Source organism: Roseivivax jejudonensis, from assembly GCF_900172265.1.
Taxonomy (GTDB): Bacteria; Pseudomonadota; Alphaproteobacteria; order Rhodobacterales; family Rhodobacteraceae; genus Roseivivax; species Roseivivax jejudonensis.
The window spans coordinates 808971-822919 of sequence record NZ_FWFK01000001.1; the positions used below are offsets into that span (position 1 = coordinate 808971).

The window sequence follows — 13949 nt, forward strand, 5'->3', positions numbered from 1 at the left end:
ACTCGGGGCGAAGCTAGTCCGCGCGCGCGGCGGCGTCAGCCCGCATCTTCACCTTCGCGTTTGCCCTTGGCCGCGCTCTTGGCCTTGAGCGCCGCAAGCTTGGCGGCGAGCACGCCCTTCCGCCGGTTCTGGTAGGCGCGGATGATCGGCACCGACAGGTAGTAGCAGATTAGGCCGGCGACGATTCCCGGCACCACGCCACCGACCATGTAGGGATAGAAGACCTCGCGATAGAAGATCGCGAGTCCCTCCCAGTGCGGTTCGGCCGGGGTGAACAGAGCGATGATATTGTCCCAGAGTTCCTCGCCCGCGCGCACGAACTTCGTGCCGAGCGTGCCGTGCTGGGTCGGATCGCTCTCGATGCCGAGCATCCAGTAGCCGGTGGTCATCGAGATCACGCCGATCGGCAGGTAGGTCAGCGGATTGCCGAAAAACGTCCCCAGAAGCGCGGCCACGGCATTGCCGCGCAGCAGGATCGCGAGGAACACCGCGAGGAAGAAGTGCAGTCCGTAGAATGGCGTGAAAGTCGTGAAAACCCCGGCAAAGATGCCGCGGGCGATCCGCTCGGGCGGATCGGGCAGGCGATGCAGCCGGTGCTGGACGTATCGCGCGGCACGCGCCCAGCCGCCGCGCGGCCAGAGCGCATGTCCGACCACCTTCCACACCGACCGCTTGTCGCGGCGCTTGAAGACCACGCTGCGCCCCTTCCCCGCGTCCTGCGCGTGCTATCCGACCGGCCGGGTCATTCCGCCGCCTCCGGGCGCGCGGCAAGGCCCGGATCGCGCCGCCGTTCGACAGTCGCGACATCGTCCTCGGCATCGAGGGCGGACATCACCAGGTGCAGATGCTCGGCGTCTCGCAGATCGATATCCATCAGCAGCCTGTAGAAGTCCGGCTTCCGGTCCATGAAATGTAGGTCGGAGATATTGGCAGAACGCTCACCGATCAATGTGCAAATCCGTCCCAGCACGCCCGCGCCGTTGCCGATCGTCATGTCGAGCGTGACCGTGTAGACCGCCGGATGGTTGCCGTCGGCCCAGTGCAGGTCGACCCAGCGCGCCGGCTGGTTCTCGACCTCGGCAAGCGCCGCACAGTCGATCGCGTGGACGAACACGCCGCGCCCCCGCCGCGCGATGCCGACGATGCGCTCTCCGGGCAGAGGCTGGCAACAGGGCGCGCGGGTGAAGCCGACATCGTGATCGAGGCCGATCACGGCGTGGCTGGCATCCACCGTCTCGCTCGCCTTCGGACGAAGATCGGGATAGAGCGCGCGCACAACGTCGCGCGCCGAAAGCTCGGCCGATCCCAGCCGCGCGAGCAACGTCTCGGCATCGGGCAGGCGCAGGATCTCCGCCGCCTTGTCGAGCGCCTTCGCCGACGCGGTCTTGCCCATCGACGCGAAGGCGGACCGCGCCAGTTCGCGTCCGAGCTTGATGTAGCGTTCGCGGCCGGCCTCGCGGAGCGACCGCCGGATTGCCGACTTGGCCTTGCCGGTCGTCGCGATGTCGAGCCACGTGGCCTGCGGCGTCTGCCCCTCGGCCGTGATGATCTCGACCGACTGGCCGTTCTTGAGACGAGTCCAGAGCGGCACGCGGATGCCGTCGACCTTGGCGCCCACGCAGGCGGCGCCGATCCGGGTATGGATGGCGTAGCCGAAATCGAGCGGCGTCGCGCCCTTGGGCAGCTTCACGACCTCGCCTTTCGGCGTGAAGCAGAAGACCTGGTCGGAGTACATCTCGAGCTTTACGGCCTCGAGGAATTCGTCGTGGTCGTCCTCCTGGTCGAACTGTTCGGTCAGCGATGCGATCCAGCGTGCGGGGTCGACGGCAAAGGGGTTCTCCGCCCGCTCGCCGTCGCGATAGGCCCAGTGCGCCGCGACGCCGGTCTCGGCCACGTCGTGCATCTGTCGCGTGCGGATCTGTACCTCCACCCGCTTGCCGTCGCGGCCCGAAACGGTGGTGTGGATCGAGCGGTACCCGTTCGACTTGGGCTGGCTGATGTAATCCTTGAATCGGCCCGGAACGGCGCGCCAGCGCTGGTGAATGGCTCCGAGCGCGGCGTAGCAGTCCTCCTCGGACCGGGTGATCACGCGAAAACCGTAGATATCGGACAGCCGCGAAAAGCCCATCTCCTTTTCCTGCATCTTGCGCCAGATCGAGTAGGGCTTCTTCGCGCGGCCGAAGACCTCGGCGTCGATCCCGACCTTGTCGAGTTCGTGGCGCATGTCCGACGTGATGCGGTGGATGACGTCGCCGGTCTCCTTCTGCAGGTTGATGAATCGCCGGATGATCGATGCGCGGCCCTCGGGCTGCAGCACCCGGAACGCCAGATCCTCGAGTTCCTCGCGCATCCACTGCATGCCCATCCGCCCGGCGAGCGGGGCGTAGATGTCCATCGTCTCGCGCGCCTTCTGCACCTGCTTGTCCTGGCGCATGGCGCGGATCGTGCGCATGTTGTGAAGCCGGTCCGCGAGCTTCACGAGGATCACGCGCAGGTCCTTCGACATCGCGATGAAGAGCTTGCGGAAGTTCTCCGCCTGCTTGGTCTGCGACGACGACAGCTGCAGGTTGGTCAGCTTGGTGACCCCGTCCACGAGCGTGGCGACCTCGTCACCGAAGGTAACCGAGATTTCCTGGTAGGTGGATTTCGTGTCCTCGATCGTGTCGTGCAGAAGCGCTGTCACGATCGTCGCGTCGTCGAGCTGCTGTTCCGTCAGGATGGCGGCGACGGCGACTGGATGGGTGAAATAGGGCTCGCCCGATTGCCGGACCTGACCGGCATGCATCCGCTCGCCGTAGGCATAGGCAGTGCGGATCATCTCCGCATTGGTGCGCGGATTGTAGTTGTGGACGAGGGCGATGAGGTCGTCCGCCGAAATCATCGCCCTGTCGTCTCCTTTCGGCAGCGGCCGGACCTCAGCCTTGACCCTGCGCCTCCATCAGTGCGCGCAGGAGCTTCTCTTCGGACATATCGTCCTCCTGCGGCTTGTCGGGCTCGGCCCCCATGAGGAGCGCCATCGCGTCGTCCTCGGGCTCGTCGACCTCGATCTGGGTCTGGTTCGATTCGATCATCCGCTCGCGCAGCTCGTCGGCCGACTGCGTTTCGTCGGCCACCTCGCGCAGCGCGACGACCGGGTTCTTGTCGTTGTCGCGATCGACGGTGATCGGCGCGCCGGACGAGATTTCGCGGGCGCGGTGTGCAGCGAGCAGAACCAGGTCGAACCGGTTCGGTACCTTGTCGACGCAATCTTCAACGGTGACGCGGGCCATGATGCCTCCAGCCTGATCGGACGGATCCTGAAAGCGCGTTCTCTAACGCGGATCATGGGGCTTGACAAGAGGCGCACCTTCAGATCGGCGCGACGTCCCGAAGCGCTTCGGGGGGCAGCGCCGCGAGCATGTCCTCAACGCGCGCGCCGGTTCCGGGATGGCGCCAGCCCGGCGCGATCTCGGCCAGCGGACCGAGGACGAAGGCCCGGTCCTGCATGCGGGGATGCGGCAGGATCAGCTCCGCCGGGGTCGCCGCGCGCTGCGCGTCGGCCGACAATGCGCGCCAATCTGCCTGAACCGCGGCATCGGGAAGCAGGGTTTCGCCCACGGCGATCAGGTCCAGGTCGATGACCCGCGCCGCCCACCGCGTGCTCCGGGTCCGCCCCAGCCGGGCCTCGACCGAATGCAGCGCCGCCAGCACATCCCCGGGCGAGCCTTTCCCCGGCGCCGCCAGAGCTGCAACCGCATTAACGAAATCTGGACCCGAACCTTTTGGAATGGCTGGATTCGCGTAGAACCGGCTCAGCCGGCGAAGCGCCAGCCCCTCGCCGCACAATGCGACCAGCGCGGCACGAAGCGCCTCGGCAGAGGTTTCGTGCGGACCCGGCAGGTTCGATCCGAGGGCGATCAGGATATCTTGCTCAAAATTCAATAATCGCATATCGTTAAAGCGCTTAACTGATCGCTTGAAGCCCGACGCATTACATTTATTTTTCAGGTTGTGTGACGCCACCCATTTTCACTCACGGATCGACCGGCGGCACGCATTCATCGAAGGAAGATTTTATGTTTTACAAAGACGAACGGCTCGCGCTGTTCATAGACGGGTCTAACCTGTACGCAGCCGCGAAATCGCTCGGGTTCGACATCGACTATAAACTGTTGCGCCAGGAATTCGTCAGGCGCGGCAAGATGCTTCGGGCCTTTTACTACACCGCGCTCCTCGACAACGACGACTATTCTCCGATTCGGCCCCTCGTCGATTGGCTGCACTACAACGGCTTCACGATGGTGACCAAGCCGGCGAAAGAATACACCGACAGCCAGGGCCGCCGTAAGGTAAAGGGCAACATGGATATCGAGCTCACGGTCGATGCCATGGAGCTGGCGCCGCGCGTCGACCATATAGTGCTGTTCTCGGGAGACGGGGATTTCCGGCCGCTGGTCGAAAGTCTCCAACGTCAGGGCGTCCGCGTTTCGGTGGTGTCCACCATCCGCAGCCAGCCGCCGATGATCGCCGACGAGTTGCGCCGACAGGCCGACAACTTCATCGAGCTCGACGAGCTGCGCGAGGTCATCGGACGTCCGCCGCGGCACGGTTCGAACGACGGCAATGCCGAGGCCGTGAACGCCTGAGCCGTCCGTGAGCGAGACGCTTCTCGCGCTCGGCGGTCTCTTTCTCGCGGCGTTCGGGGCGGCGACGATCCTGCCGTTCCAGTCCGAGGTGGTGTTCGTGGCGCTGCAGCTGCGCGATGCGGCGGGTATGGGGATGCTCGTCGCGGTCGCCAGCGTCGGCAACGTTCTCGGCGCGGTCGTGAACTACGTGCTCGGCCGCGGCGCCGAGCGCTTCCGCGGCACGCGCTGGTTTCCCGCGAGCGAGCGCCAGCTCGACCGGGCGCAGGGCTGGTGGGGCCGCTGGGGCGTCTGGACGCTCCTGCTGAGCTGGGCGCCGTTCGGCGACGCCTTTACCGTGATCGCCGGCATAATGCGGACGCCGGCCTGGCTGTTTCTTGCCCTGGTCACGCTGGCCAAGACCGCGCGCTACGCGCTCCTCGCGTGGGGCACCGCGGCAGCCGGCTGACCGCCCGCGCCCCACTGGACCCGCCGCGCCTCATTGCATAGGTCTGGCATTGAATTGGAGGTGCCCATGGCCAAGCCCCCCCTGACGCTCTACCTCGCCGCGCCACGCGGCTTCTGCGCCGGCGTCGACCGGGCGATAAAGATCGTCGAGATGGCGCTCGAGAAATGGGGCGCACCCGTCTACGTGCGCCACGAGATCGTGCACAATCGCTACGTGGTCGACGGCCTGCGGGACAAGGGCGCGGTTTTCGTCGAGGAGATCAAGGACTGCCCGCCGGACCGGCCGGTGATCTTCTCCGCCCACGGCGTGCCCAAGGCCGTGCCGGCCGAGGCCGCGGCGCGCGAGATGGTCTATGTCGACGCGACCTGCCCGCTGGTGTCGAAGGTGCACATCGAGGCCGCCCGCCACCACGAGAACGGCCTGCAGATGATCATGATCGGCCATGCCGGCCACCCCGAGACGATTGGCACGATGGGCCAGCTGCCCGAAGGCGAGGTACTGCTGGTCGAAACGCCCGAGGATGTCGCCCGCGTCGAGGTCCGCGACCCCGAGAAGCTCGCCTTCGTCACGCAGACCACGCTCTCGCTCGACGACACCGCCGAGATCGTCGCGGCGCTGAAGGCGCGCTTCCCCGCGATCGTCGGTCCGCACAAGGAAGACATCTGCTACGCCACCACCAACAGGCAGGAAGCGGTCAAGGCGATGGCGCCCGATTGCGACGCCATGCTCGTGGTCGGCGCGCCGAACTCGTCCAATTCCAAGCGCCTCGTCGAGGTCGGTGCCCGCGCCGGCTGCGCCTACGCGCAACTGGTCCAGCGCGCAGCCGACATCGACTGGCGCGCACTCGACGGCATCCGGACGGTCGGCATCACCGCCGGCGCCTCGGCGCCCGAGATCCTCATCGACGAGGTCGTCGACGCGTTCCGGAGCCGCTACGCGGTGACGGTCGAGACGGTGACAACCGCCGAGGAACACGTCGAGTTCAAGGTGCCCCGGGTCCTGCGCGAACCGGCCTGAGCGAGGCCGGCCGCGGACCGCCTTGACGGCCGCGGCCAACCCGGAGAGCCTTTCGCGGCACGCCGCCGCGAAAGGATCGCCCGATGTCCCTGCAGTTCCTCCTGACCGCCATCGTGGTGGTCATCGCGCCCGGGACGGGCGTTCTCTACACGCTGGCGATCTCGCTCGGACAGGGCCGCCGCGCCGGGCTCTGGGCGGCGCTCGGCTGCACCGTCGGGATCGTGCCGCATCTCGCCGCCGCGATCCTCGGACTCGCGGCGCTTCTGCACACCTCGGCGCTACTCTTCGCGGCGGTCAAGTGGGCCGGCGTGGCCTACCTGCTGTGGCTCGCCTGGCAATCTATCGGACAGGGCGGCGCGCTCGCCGTGACCGAGGAGCGGCGGGCCGAACGGCCGGGGCGCATCGCGCGCCGCGGTGCGCTCATCAACATCCTCAACCCCAAGCTCTCGGTATTCTTCCTCGCGCTCCTGCCGCCCTTCCTGTCGGGCGACCCCCACACCGCGGCGGCCGAGATGTCGGCCCTGGGCGGCGTCTTCATGGCGCTCACCTTCGTCGTCTTCGCCGGCTACGCCGCGATGGCCGCGGCGGCACGCGACCGGCTTCTGGCATCGGCCCGGGCGATGCGCTGGCTCAACCGCAGCTTCGCCGGCCTCTTCGCCGCCCTGGCCGGCCGCCTCGCGCTCGAACGCGCGGCCTGAGCGGCCCGGGGCGGGCACCCCCGGCGTGACACCGCGCGCGCCGGCGCTATCCTGCGGCGCGACCCGACAGGAGGCGCCGTTCATGACAGACATCCCGCGATCCGCGCTGATCCTCACCCTCGCAGGCGCGATCCCCTTCGTCTGGGGCGCCGCGACCCTCCTCGTGCCCGCGCTCGAGGCCTGGGGGCGGACCACGATCGGCCCGCGTTTTGTCGGCCCGTACATCCAGCTCTACTACGGCGCGATCATCCTCAGCTTCATGTCGGGCGTGCTCTGGGGCTTCGCCACGCGCACCTCGGGCAGCCGCGCCGCGACCGGCTACGCGTTGTCGGTGATCCCCGCGCTATGGGCCTTCTTCATGACCGGCGGCGGGCCGGTCGCCGCGAACATGAACCTGCTGTTCGGCTTCATCGGTCTCCTCGCCCTCGACGCCGCGTTCTGGCGCTGGGGACTCGCACCGCCCTGGTGGATGCACCTGCGCCTGCCGGTCACGGTGATCGTCGTCGCCTGCCTCGCGGTCGGCGTCATTGCCTGATCCCCGCGCGCCGCACGCACCCGGCGTGCCCGGTGGATCCTTCATCTTGCCGGAAAACCCCGGGGGCGCGGGGGCAGCGCCCCCGCTCCGTCTCGCGCCGGGCTTGACGCGGCCGGGGCGGAGCGCGACAGAGCCGCCATGCCCGATCTCTACGCCTTCACCGACGGAGCCTGCTCCGGCAATCCCGGCCCCGGCGGCTGGGGCGTCCTCATGCGCGCTATGGACGGCGACACCGTCGTCAAGGAGCGCGAGCTCTCGGGGGGCGAGGCCGCGACCACCAACAATCGCATGGAACTCCTGGCCGCGATCTCGGCGCTCGAGGCGCTGCGCCAGCCTTCCGCCATCACCATTGTGACCGACTCGGCCTACGTGAAGAACGGCGTGACCGGCTGGATTCACGGCTGGAAGAAGAATGGCTGGAAGACGGCGGCCAAGAAACCCGTGAAGAACGAGGAGCTGTGGAAGCGCCTCGATGCCGCGCAGGCACGCCACGACGTGCGCTGGGAGTGGGTCAAAGGCCATGCCGGACACCCGGAAAACGAACGCGCCGACGCGCTCGCCCGCGCCGGCATGGCGCCGTTCAAGCCTGCGAACGGCCAGCGCTGACCGGCCCCGCGGCCGCGCGTGCCGGCCGGCGCACCGTCCGGCAGGGCACGTTTACTGCAGGTCGGCGAACGCGCGCTGCAGGCGCTCGCCGGCCTCCGCGACCCGCTTCCGGGGCGTTGCGAAGTTGAACCGCAGAAAGGTCTCGCCACCGGCGCCGAACGTCGTGCCGTGGTTGGCCGCGATCGACGCGTCCTTCTCGACCCGGCGGGTGAACTCGGCCCGGTCCATGCCGGTGCCCGAGAAATCTACCCAGGCGAGGTAGGTCGCCTCGAGCGGGACCGACGCCACGCCCGGGATCGCGCCGACCATCTCGTCGAACAGCCGCCGGTTGCCGTCGAGATACCCGACAAGCTCGTCCACCCAGGCCGCCCCGTCCGGCGAATAGGCCGCCGTCGCCATGTTCATGCCGAAGGCGTTGGGCGAGATCCCGAGCGCGGTGAGCCGCCGCGCGAATGGCGCGCGCAGGTCGGGGTCGGGGATGATCACGTTGCCGACGTGGCCGCCGGCGATATTGAAGGTCTTGGTCGTCGCCGACATCATCACCGTGCGCGCCATCGCCTCCGGCGCCGCCACCGGCAACGGAACGTGCGTCCGGCCCGGCATCACCAGGTCGTGGTGGATCTCGTCGGAGACGAGGACGAGATCGTGGCGCTCCGCGAAAGCGGCGACGCCGCGCAGTTCCTCCGCGGTCCAGACCCGGCCGCCGGGATTGTGCGGCGAGCACAGGATCACGATCTTCTCGCGCCCGGTCATCATCGCGTCGTAGGCGTCGAAATCGAGCGTGTAGCGGCCCGCCTCCAGCGCCAGCGGGCATTCGACCACCTCACGACCGGCCCCGCGGATGACCCGGGCGAACGCGTGGTAGACCGGCGTGAACAGAACGACGCGGTCGCCCGGTTCGCTCCAGGTGTCGACGCAGAGTCCGACCCCGTTCACGAGGCCGTTTGTGGTGAGGATCGAATCGGTCGCGACCTGCCAGCCGTGTCGCTCCGACATCCACCAACGGATCGACTCGAGATACGCCCGCGAGTCACCGAAATAGCCGTAGATGCCGTGCGCGGCCATGTCCTCGACCGCGGCCTGCACCGAGTCCGGCGGCCGGAAGTCCATGTCGGCCACCCACATGGCGATGCCGTCCTCGGGGGTCACGCCATAGATCGGCTCCATCATGTCCCATTTCGAGCACCGCGTGCCCACGCGGTCGATCTCTTCGTCGAAGCGGCTGGTCATGGCATCCCTTCCTGCGTTTGCCCGAAGCTAGCGTCGCGCCCGGCAGGTGCAACCGGGCCCCCGGGGCCGGGACCGCGGCGAGCCTCACCGCGGCGGGACGTTGCGCTGGCTGCGCGCTTCGCCTAAATCGCGCGGCATGAAGCGCCCGATCCTCATCCACCCCGATCCGCGGCTGAAGAAGCCGGCCGCGCCGGTCGCGGACCTGTCCGACGATCTGCGCGCACTCGCCGACGACATGCTCGAGACCATGTACGAGGCGCCCGGAATCGGCCTCGCGGCGCCGCAGGTGGGCGTGCTGACCCGGCTCATCGTGCTCGACTGCGTGAAGGAGGACGATCCCGAGCCCGCGCGCCCGCTGGTGATGTTCAACCCGCAGATCCTGTCGGCCTCGAGCGAGACGCGGCTCTACGAGGAAGGCTGCCTGTCGATCCCCGACCAGTACGCCGAGGTGGAGCGCCCCGCGCAGGTGCGCGTCGGCTGGCTCGACCGAGACGGCACGCCGCAGGAAGAGGATTTCGACGGGCTGTGGGCGGTCTGCGTCCAGCACGAGATCGACCACCTCGATGGCAAGCTCTTCATCGATTACCTGACGCCCATGAAGCGCCAGATGATCACGCGGAAGATGCAGAAGCTGAAGCGCGACATGGCGCGCTCGTGACCCGGGCGCCCGCCCGATGAGCGTCCGGCCGATCCTGCGCTGGCCCGACCGGCGCCTGCGCAGTCCTGCCGAGCCGGTGTCCGAGGTCACCGACACGGTGCGCGCCCACTGGCAGGACATGATCGACACGATGGAGGCGATGCCGGGCGTGGGCCTCGCCGCGCCGCAGATCGGAGTCGGGCTGCGGCTCGCCGTTGTGGATGCCTCGGCGGAGCGCGGACAGGCGGTGCGCATGGCCAACCCGGAGATCGTCCATGCCAGCGTCGAGATGCGCGAGCACGAGGAGGCGAGCCCCTGCCTGCCGGGCGTGTCGGCCCGCCTGTCGCGGCCCCGCGCCGTCACCGTGCGCTTCCTGGACGAGACCGGCGCGGAGACGGAGCGCGATTTCGTCCTGCTCTGGGCCACCAGCGTGCAGCACCAGATCGACCACCTGGACGGCCGGCTGTTCGTCGACCGGCTGTCGCGGACCCGCGCCGTCACCGTGCGCTTCCTGGACGAGACCGGCGCGGAGACGGAGCGCGATTTCGTCCTGCTCTGGGCCACCAGCGTGCAGCACCAGATCGACCACCTGGACGGCCGGCTGTTCGTCGACCGGCTGTCGCGGACCCGCGCCGTCACCGTGCGCTTCCTGGACGAGACCGGCGCGGAGACGGAGCGCGATTTCGTCCTGCTCTGGGCCACCAGCGTGCAGCACCAGATCGACCACCTGGACGGCCGGCTGTTCGTCGACCGGCTGTCGCGGACGAAACGCGACATGCTCGTGCGGCGGTCCCGCAAGGCGGCGCGCTGAACCGGAGGCCCGCCCGGCCCCGCGGCCGCGCGGCGGGGGCGCTGCCCCCGCACCCCCGGGGTTTATGGCAAGATGAAGCGTCGGCCGGGGTGCAGGCGCAATCCGGGGCGCGCCCGGCGGCGGCCGATGCGGGCTTGCCGTCCGGCGGGCGGGCCTGTTTGATCGCGCGAGGGCAGGCGCAGGGGCAGGCGACATGGACGGCACGGCGCGGCGGCGGATCTGGGGCTGGTTCTTCTTCGACTGGGCGAGCCAGCCCTACAACACGCTGCTGATCACCTTCATCTTCGCACCATATGTGACCGAGGTGCTGGGCGACGGCAGCGCGGCACAGACCGCCTGGGCCACGGGGATCGCGCTGGCCGGGATCGTCATCGCGGTGCTGGCGCCGGTTCTCGGCGCGCTGGCCGATACCGGCGGCAACCGGCTGCGCTGGATCCAGGGCTTTTCGGTGCTCTACGTCGTCGGCTCGGGCATGCTCTGGTATGCCGAGCCCGCGGATTTCGACCTCTGGCGCACGCTGTTCTTCTTCGCGATCGGCCTCGTCGGCATGGAGTTCGCCACGATCTTCACCAACGCCATGCTGCCGGACCTGGGCCCGCGGCGGGACATCGGGCGGCTCTCGGGCAACGGCTGGGCGTTCGGCTATCTCGGCGGACTCGTCAGCCTCGTGATCATGCTGGTCTTCCTCGCCGAGAGCGGAGACACCGACACCACCTTCGTCGGGCTCGATCCGGCCTTCGGACTCGACCCGGCGGCGCGCGAGGGAACGCGCGCGGTCGGTCCGCTGACGGCGCTGTGGTACGCGGTGTTCATGGTGCCGTTCTTCCTCTGGGTGCGCGACCCGCGCGCGGCGCCCGCGCCACCGGGCGCGGTGCGCCGGGCGCTGGCCGAGCTCGGCACCACGGTGCGGCGGCTGCCGGCGACGCCGTCGCTGTTCGCCTACCTCGCCTCATCGATGTTCTATCGCGATGCGCTGAACGGGATGTACGCCTTCGGCGGCATATACGCTGCCGGCGTGCTCGGTTGGTCGGTGGTCGATACCGGCGTGTTCGGGATCCTCGCGATCGTCTCCGGCGCGCTCTTCGCGTGGCTCGGCGGAAAGGCCGACGCGCGGTTCGGGCCGAAACCGGTGATCGTGACGTCGATCCTCGCGCTCACGGGGGTGGCGGTGTCGATCGTCCTGGTGAGCCGGGAGAGCCTGTTTCTCGTGCCGCTGCCCGAAGGATCGGCGGCGCCCGACATCGCGTTCTACGTCTTCGGTGCCACGATCGGCGCCGCCGGCGGTGCGCTGCAATCGGCGTCACGCACGATGATGGTGCGGCAGGCGCGCGCCGAGCGCATGACCGAGGCGTTCGGTCTCTATGCGCTGGCCGGCAAGGCGACATCATTCCTCGCGCCGGCGCTCATCGCGTTGGCAACCTGGGCCAGCGGATCGCAGCAAGTGGGCGTCTCGCCGCTGATCCTGCTTTTCGCGGTGGGGCTCTTGCTGCTAGTCTGGGTCAAACCGGACGGAGATCGAGCAGCATGATCCGCCACATCACGACCGCCGCGCTGGCGCTGGCGCTCGCCGCCTGCGGCGGCAGCACGAGCCGGGACGCCGCGTTCTCGGACGCCCCGCGGGCCGAGCCGACCCCGGTCTCGGCGGTGATCTCGTCACGCAGCGCGCGGCAGCTCTTCGGCACCGAGGCGACCGCGTCGGCGCAGCGGCCCGAGCCGTTCGGGTACTATTCCGAGGGGTGCGCCGCCGGGAACGTGCAGCTGGCCGAAACCGGTTCCACCTGGCAGGCGATGCGGCTGAGCCGCAACCGCAACTGGGGCCAGCCGATCCTGATCGATTTCCTGCAGGATCTGAGCCGCGTCGCCGCGGCACAGCCGGGCGGCGAAGGGCTCTATATCGGGGATCTCTCGCAGCCGAAGGGCGGTCCGATGCTGACCGGGCACGTGAGCCACCAGATCGGCCTCGACGCCGATATCTGGCTGGTGCAGCCCGATCGCCTCGATCTCAGCCGCACGGAGCGCGAAAACCTGTCCGCGACCTCGTTCCGGCGGTCCGCCGGCGCCTTCGTGAACAGCCGCTGGAGCCGCGCGCAGCACGAGATCATCAAGGCCGCCGCCGAGGATCCGCGAACGGACCGGATCTTCATCTTCCCCGGCGCGAAGGTGCAGATGTGCAACGACGAGACCGGCGACCGATCCTGGCTCAACAAAATCCGCCCGCTCGGCGGCCACCATTATCACTTCCACGTGCGGCTGGCCTGCCCGCCCGGTGCGACCGCGTGCGAGAGCCAGCGGCCGCCGCCGCCCGGAGACGGGTGCGCCGAGGCACAGCAATGGGTCGACAACATCCTGGATCCGCCGCCCCCGGACCCGGCTGCACCGCCCCCGGAACCCAGAGGCGAGCTCATGCTCGCGGATCTGCCCGCGCAATGTTCCGGCGTCCTCGCCGCGCGCTGAGCGCCGGCCTTCTCCTCCTGCTCGCGATCAGTTGCTCCGCCGGCCCGCCCGGCGGCGCGGAGCTGGTGTCCGAGACGGCGTGGACGGGAGACGACCGCGCATTCGGCGGGTTCTCCGCGATCGAGGTCAGCGCGGACGGCAGTGGCTTCGTCGCCATCAGCGACCGGGGCCGGATGGTCGACGGCACGCTGGAGCGCGACGCGCAGGGCACGATCACGGCGATCGCGCACGGCCCGCTTCTCACCCTGCAGATGGCGGATGGTCGGCCGATCCGCGGAGAAGCCGCGGACGCCGAGGGGCTCGCGATCCGCGGCAGCCACCGCTTCGTGTCGTTCGAGGGACATCACCGCGTGCTGCGGCTCGATGCCGAGGGCGTGGCGAGCCCCCTGCCCCGGCCGCCCGCGTTCGAGGAGATGCACGTCAATTCGGGGCTCGAGGCACTGGCCGTCGATGCGCAGGGCAGCCTCTACGCGGTGCCCGAGACCACCGGAGAGGCCACGCGCCCCTTCCCGCTCTGGCGCTATGCCGGCGGGCGCTGGCGCGTCATCGCCGAGATCCCGCGTCGCGGCGGCTTTCGCCCCGTGGGCGCGGATATCGGCCCGGACGGGCGGCTCTACCTGCTCGAACGCGCCTTTACCGGCTTCGGCTTCCGCAGCCGGGTGCGGCGGTTCACGCTCGGCCCCGGTGCCCCGGACAACGAGACGGAGCTGCTGCGGAGCGCGATCTTCCAGCACGACAACCTCGAAGGACTCGCGGTCTGGCGCGACGCGTCCGGACGGCTGCGCCTGACGATGGTGTCGGACGACAACTTCAACCCGCTCCAGCGCACCGAGATCGTCGAGTACCGCCTGCCCCGCGACTGAGCCCGCGGATCGGCCCTTGCCTTGCCGT

16 protein-coding genes and 1 pseudogene are annotated in these 13949 nt (G+C 69.1%); 12 read left to right on the forward strand and 5 right to left on the reverse strand.

Annotation, left to right across the window (positions count from 1 at the left end; all coding sequences use genetic code 11):
• Positions 1–35: 35 nt before the first annotated feature.
• The 4 genes from ROJ8625_RS04035 to folK form a co-directional block, all read right to left on the reverse strand.
• Positions 36–695 (reverse strand): DUF2062 domain-containing protein, encoded by a 660-nt coding sequence (locus ROJ8625_RS04035; protein ID WP_085790534.1) that lies wholly within the window; start codon positions 693–695, stop codon positions 36–38.
• 47 nt (positions 696–742) lie between these two features.
• Positions 743–2881, reverse strand: a complete 2139-nt coding sequence (locus ROJ8625_RS04040) for a RelA/SpoT family protein (protein ID WP_085790535.1) — start codon at positions 2879–2881, stop codon at positions 743–745.
• 34 nt (positions 2882–2915) lie between these two features.
• Positions 2916–3269, reverse strand: coding sequence for a DNA-directed RNA polymerase subunit omega (gene rpoZ, locus ROJ8625_RS04045; protein WP_085790536.1), 354 nt, complete (start codon positions 3267–3269; stop codon positions 2916–2918).
• Positions 3270–3348: 79 nt separating this feature from the next.
• Positions 3349–4002, reverse strand: coding sequence for a 2-amino-4-hydroxy-6-hydroxymethyldihydropteridine diphosphokinase (gene folK, locus ROJ8625_RS04050; protein WP_234984159.1), 654 nt, complete (start codon positions 4000–4002; stop codon positions 3349–3351).
• A 53-nt stretch (positions 4003–4055) separates the two neighbouring features.
• Here folK and ROJ8625_RS04055 point away from each other — a divergent pair, with 53 nt between their 5' ends.
• The 6 genes from ROJ8625_RS04055 to rnhA all read left to right on the forward strand — a co-directional run bounded on the left by ROJ8625_RS04055 (position 4056) and on the right by rnhA (position 7926).
• Positions 4056–4625 (forward strand): LabA-like NYN domain-containing protein, encoded by a 570-nt coding sequence (locus ROJ8625_RS04055; protein ID WP_085790538.1) that lies wholly within the window; start codon positions 4056–4058, stop codon positions 4623–4625.
• Positions 4626–4632: 7 nt separating this feature from the next.
• Positions 4633–5070: a YqaA family protein gene (locus tag ROJ8625_RS04060; protein WP_085790539.1), complete on the forward strand. Its 438-nt coding sequence runs from the start codon at positions 4633–4635 to the stop codon at positions 5068–5070.
• A gap of 66 nt (positions 5071–5136) precedes the next feature.
• Positions 5137–6087 carry a 4-hydroxy-3-methylbut-2-enyl diphosphate reductase gene (gene ispH, locus ROJ8625_RS04065; RefSeq protein ID WP_085790540.1) on the forward strand — a complete coding sequence of 317 codons (951 nt, stop codon included), beginning with the start codon at positions 5137–5139 and terminating at the stop codon, positions 6085–6087.
• A gap of 83 nt (positions 6088–6170) precedes the next feature.
• Positions 6171–6785, forward strand: a complete 615-nt coding sequence (locus tag ROJ8625_RS04070; protein ID WP_085790541.1) for a LysE family translocator — start codon at positions 6171–6173, stop codon at positions 6783–6785.
• Between the two features lie 82 nt (positions 6786–6867).
• Positions 6868–7320 carry a DUF3429 domain-containing protein gene (locus ROJ8625_RS04075; protein WP_085790542.1) on the forward strand — a complete coding sequence of 151 codons (453 nt, stop codon included), beginning with the start codon at positions 6868–6870 and terminating at the stop codon, positions 7318–7320.
• A gap of 138 nt (positions 7321–7458) precedes the next feature.
• Positions 7459–7926 (forward strand): ribonuclease HI, encoded by a 468-nt coding sequence (gene rnhA / locus ROJ8625_RS04080; RefSeq protein WP_085790543.1) that lies wholly within the window; start codon positions 7459–7461, stop codon positions 7924–7926.
• Positions 7927–7977: 51 nt separating this feature from the next.
• Here the strand turns inward: rnhA and ROJ8625_RS04085 are convergent, their stop codons facing one another.
• Positions 7978–9156 (reverse strand): MalY/PatB family protein, encoded by a 1179-nt coding sequence (locus tag ROJ8625_RS04085; RefSeq protein ID WP_085790544.1) that lies wholly within the window; start codon positions 9154–9156, stop codon positions 7978–7980.
• Positions 9157–9292: 136 nt separating this feature from the next.
• On the opposite strand from ROJ8625_RS04085, the gene def (ROJ8625_RS04090) reads away from it, so the two are divergent.
• From def (ROJ8625_RS04090) to ROJ8625_RS04110, 6 genes and pseudogenes are all read left to right on the forward strand, one after another.
• Complete coding sequence (def, locus tag ROJ8625_RS04090) at positions 9293–9814, forward strand: peptide deformylase (RefSeq protein WP_085790545.1); 522 nt, start codon at positions 9293–9295, stop codon at positions 9812–9814.
• Between the two features lie 16 nt (positions 9815–9830).
• Positions 9831–10271: pseudogene (gene def / locus ROJ8625_RS21285) on the forward strand (peptide deformylase); the annotation flags it as partial.
• Entirely contained in the window at positions 10272–10604 is a 333-nt protein-coding gene (locus ROJ8625_RS21560; RefSeq protein WP_370738465.1) for a peptide deformylase, read from the forward strand.
• 193 nt (positions 10605–10797) lie between these two features.
• Positions 10798–12132: an MFS transporter gene (locus tag ROJ8625_RS04100; RefSeq protein WP_085790547.1), complete on the forward strand. Its 1335-nt coding sequence runs from the start codon at positions 10798–10800 to the stop codon at positions 12130–12132.
• On the forward strand, positions 12129–13058 hold the full coding sequence (gene mepA, locus ROJ8625_RS04105) for a penicillin-insensitive murein endopeptidase (protein ID WP_085790548.1): 930 nt from the start codon (positions 12129–12131) through the stop codon (positions 13056–13058). The genes ROJ8625_RS04100 and mepA overlap by 4 nt, the downstream gene beginning before the upstream one ends.
• On the forward strand, positions 13031–13921 hold the full coding sequence (locus ROJ8625_RS04110; protein ID WP_085790549.1) for an esterase-like activity of phytase family protein: 891 nt from the start codon (positions 13031–13033) through the stop codon (positions 13919–13921). Before mepA ends, ROJ8625_RS04110 begins: the two co-directional genes overlap by 28 nt.
• The last annotated feature ends 28 nt before the right edge of the window (positions 13922–13949 follow it).

Excerpts from the sequence above, each read along its gene's own strand:
- ROJ8625_RS04055 (WP_085790538.1), top strand. The coding sequence starts at position 4,056 with ATGTTTTACAAAGACGAACGGCTCGCGCTGTTCATAGACGGGTCTAAC.
- rnhA (WP_085790543.1), top strand. The coding sequence starts at position 7,459 with ATGCCCGATCTCTACGCCTTCACCGACGGAGCCTGCTCCGGCAATCCC.
- mepA (WP_085790548.1), top strand. The coding sequence starts at position 12,129 with ATGATCCGCCACATCACGACCGCCGCGCTGGCGCTGGCGCTCGCCGCC.
- ROJ8625_RS04040 (WP_085790535.1), bottom strand. The coding sequence starts at position 2,881 with ATGATTTCGGCGGACGACCTCATCGCCCTCGTCCACAACTACAATCCG.
- ROJ8625_RS04070 (WP_085790541.1), top strand. The coding sequence starts at position 6,171 with ATGTCCCTGCAGTTCCTCCTGACCGCCATCGTGGTGGTCATCGCGCCC.
- ROJ8625_RS04075 (WP_085790542.1), top strand. The coding sequence starts at position 6,868 with ATGACAGACATCCCGCGATCCGCGCTGATCCTCACCCTCGCAGGCGCG.
- ROJ8625_RS04110 (WP_085790549.1), top strand. The coding sequence starts at position 13,031 with ATGTTCCGGCGTCCTCGCCGCGCGCTGAGCGCCGGCCTTCTCCTCCTG.
- ROJ8625_RS04085 (WP_085790544.1), bottom strand. The coding sequence starts at position 9,156 with ATGACCAGCCGCTTCGACGAAGAGATCGACCGCGTGGGCACGCGGTGC.
- def (WP_085790545.1), top strand. The coding sequence starts at position 9,293 with ATGAAGCGCCCGATCCTCATCCACCCCGATCCGCGGCTGAAGAAGCCG.
- rpoZ (WP_085790536.1), bottom strand. The coding sequence starts at position 3,269 with ATGGCCCGCGTCACCGTTGAAGATTGCGTCGACAAGGTACCGAACCGG.
- ispH (WP_085790540.1), top strand. The coding sequence starts at position 5,137 with ATGGCCAAGCCCCCCCTGACGCTCTACCTCGCCGCGCCACGCGGCTTC.
- ROJ8625_RS04100 (WP_085790547.1), top strand. The coding sequence starts at position 10,798 with ATGGACGGCACGGCGCGGCGGCGGATCTGGGGCTGGTTCTTCTTCGAC.